The organism is Mesorhizobium sp. WSM3873 (assembly GCF_001672445.1).
Taxonomy (GTDB): Bacteria; Pseudomonadota; Alphaproteobacteria; order Rhizobiales; family Rhizobiaceae; genus Mesorhizobium.
Map to the genome: position 1 here is coordinate 1 of NZ_LYTM01000048.1, position 3,030 is coordinate 3,030.

At 66.6% G+C, this 3,030-nt stretch carries 1 protein-coding gene; it reads left to right on the forward strand.

Annotation, left to right across the window (positions count from 1 at the left end):
• A partial coding sequence (locus A9K71_RS24540) for a non-ribosomal peptide synthetase (protein ID WP_156752762.1) occupies positions 1–3,030 on the forward strand: 3,030 nt, incomplete at both ends.

Consider the following 3,030-nt stretch of genomic DNA (forward strand, 5'->3'; position numbering starts at 1 on the left):
GGCTGGATGGGCTGCCGCTGACACCGAACGGCAAGCTCGACCGCCAGGCGCTGCCGGCGCCGGCCGACGAGGCCTATGCGCACGCCGCCTATGAAGCGCCGCAGGGCGCGGTCGAGACGCTGCTGGCCGGGATTTGGGCGGAGCTGCTCGGGATCGAGCGCATCGGGCGCCACGATAATTTCTTCGAACTCGGCGGCCACTCGCTCCTGGCGGTGCAGCTGATGGAGCGGCTGCGGCGGCTGTCGCTCGGGGTGGAGGTACACACCCTGTTCGCCAGGCCGGTGCTTTGCGATCTGGCCGAAAGCCTTGGCAGCCATCACGAGGTGGCGGTGCCTGCCAACCCGATCACCGAGCAGAGTGCGGCGATTACGCCGCAGATGCTGCCGCTCATCGAGCTTGGGCAGGAAGAGATCGACCGGATCGTCGCCACGGTGCCCGGTGGCGTCGGCAACATCCAGGACATTTATGGCCTGTCGCCACTGCAGGACGGCATCCTATTCCATCATCTGCTGGCGACGAAGGGCGATCCCTACCTACTGGTCTCGCAGATGGCGTTTGCCGAGCGCGGCTTGTTGGAGCGCTATCTTGGCGCGGTTCAGCAGGTGGTGGACCGGCACGACATTCTGCGTACGGCCTTTGTCTGGGAGAGGCTGTCGAGCCCGGCCCAGGTGGTGTGGCGGCGTGCGCCGCTGGAGGTGACCGAGGTCGAGCTGGATGAAGATGGCGGTCCCGGTTCCGAGCAGCTGAAGCGTCGGTTCGATCCGCGCCGGCAGCGCCTCGACCTTGGCCGGGCGCCTCTGTTGCGGTTTGTGATCGCGCGAGAGCCCGGCAGCGGGCGCTGGCTGCTGCTGGAGTTGCAGCATCATCTGATCGGCGATCACACGACGCTGGAGATCATGCATGCCGAGGTGCGGGCCATGCTCCAGGGACGCGCGCATGAGCTTGCGGCGCCGCAGCCGTTCCGCAATCTGGTGGCGCAGGCGCGGCTGGATGTCGACGCCAAGGCGCATGAGGAGTTCTTCCAGGAACAGCTGGCGGACATCGACGAGCCGACCATGCCGTTCGGGCTGAACGAGGTGCGCGGCGATGGCAGCGGGGTCGGCGAGGCGCGGCGGATGCTGCCGCAGGCGCTCAACGATCGGCTGCGGGAACAGGCGCGGCGGCTGGGAGTGAGCCTGGCCAGCCTGTGCCATCTGGCCTGGGGCCAGGTGGTGGCGCGCAGCAGCGGCCGAGAGCAGGTGGTGTTCGGCACGGTGCTGTTCGGCCGCATGCATGCGGGCGCGGGCGCCGACCGCGCAATGGGCCTGTTCATCAACACCCTGCCTGTGCGCCTCGACCTCGACGGCACTGGAGTTGAGGAAAGTCTGCGTCTCACCCATGCCCGTCTGGCCGAGCTGCTCTCACACGAGCATGCCTCGCTGGCGCAGGCGCAACGCTGCAGCGGCGTTGCGGCGCCGGCGCCGCTGTTCGGCGCGCTGTTGAACTACCGCCACAACACGCCGGCGGCCATGGCCGGCTCCAGGACGGACGATGGTCTGTCCGGCGTGGAATGGCTGGGCAGCGAGGAGCGCACCAACTATCCGCTGACGCTGTCGGTGGAGGATTTTGGCGAGGCGCTCGGCCTCACCGCACAGGTGGCGGAGCCGATCTCTGCCGATCGGATCTGCGGCTACATGCAGCGGGTGCTCGAAGCGCTGTCGGAGGCATTGGAGCAGGCTCCCGACAGGCCGGCGCGCGCGCTCGACATTCTTCCGCCCGAGGAGCGCACCTATCTTTTGGAGGAGCTGAACCGGACGGAGGCGGACTATCCGTCGAGTCTTTGCATCCACGAGCTGTTCGAGCAGCAGGTGCGCCAGGCGCCCGAGGCGGTGGCATTGGTGCATGAGGACGAGGCGCTCTGCTATGGCGAGCTCAACGCGCGGGCCAACCGGCTGGCCCATCATCTGATCGCCCTTGGGGTCAAGCCGGACCAGCCGGTGGCGATCTGCGTCGAGCGCAGCCTGGCCATGGTGGTGGGACTGCTGGCGATCCTGAAGGCGGGCGGCGCTTATGTGCCGCTGGACCCGGCCTATCCCTGCGCGCGGCTCAACCAGGTGCTCGCCGATGCCGCGCCCAAGCTGCTGCTGGCCGATGCGGCCGGCCGGGCCGTGCTCGGCCCTGAGGCGTTGGTCGATGTGACGGTGGTCGATCTGGAGGACACCCCGGTCTGGGCCGAACTGCCTGCTGCGGATCCCGAGCCGCGCGCCCTTGGCCTCACTGCGCGCCATCTCGCCTACATCATCTACACCTCGGGCTCCACAGGGACGCCCAAGGGCGTCATGGTCGAGCATCGCGGAGTGATCAATCTGGGGCTGGCTCAGATCGGACTGTTTGGCGTTGGTTCGAACAGTCGAGTGGTGCAGTTCGCCTCCTTCGGTTTTGATGCGAGTGCCTGGGAAATGATTATGGCGCTTGGCTCCGGCGCTGCCTTGCATTTGCCTGCGGATGAGCTCCGCCAGGCGAGTGCCGAACTCTCGGATTACCTGCGGAGTGAATCGATCACCCACGCGACATTGCCTCCGGCCTTACTGCAGGCAAGCAGGAGTGCGGAATATTTGGCGTCGCAAGCTCTCATTCTTGCTGGAGAGCTGCCGAAGGCCGAACTCATCCGACGTTTACCTGCAGCATCTGTTATCAATGCCTATGGACCGACGGAAACGACAGTCTGTGCAACGACCTGGAGTTGCCCGGCTGACTTTGACGGGGCGATTGTCCCGATTGGCCGTCCGATTGCCAACACGCGGATCTACCTGCTGGACCGGCATGGTGGGCCCGTGCCGTTCGGGGCGGTGGGCGAGCTTTACATTGGCGGCGCAGGCGTTGCACGTGGCTACCTGAACCGGCCGGAGCTGACGGCGGAGCGGTTCATCGCCAGCCCGTTTGTGGAGGGCGACCGGCTGTATAAGACTGGCGACCTGGGGCGTTATCTGCCGGACGGCAATCTGGAGTTTTTGGGCCGCAACGACGAGCAGGTGAAGATCCGCGGCTTCC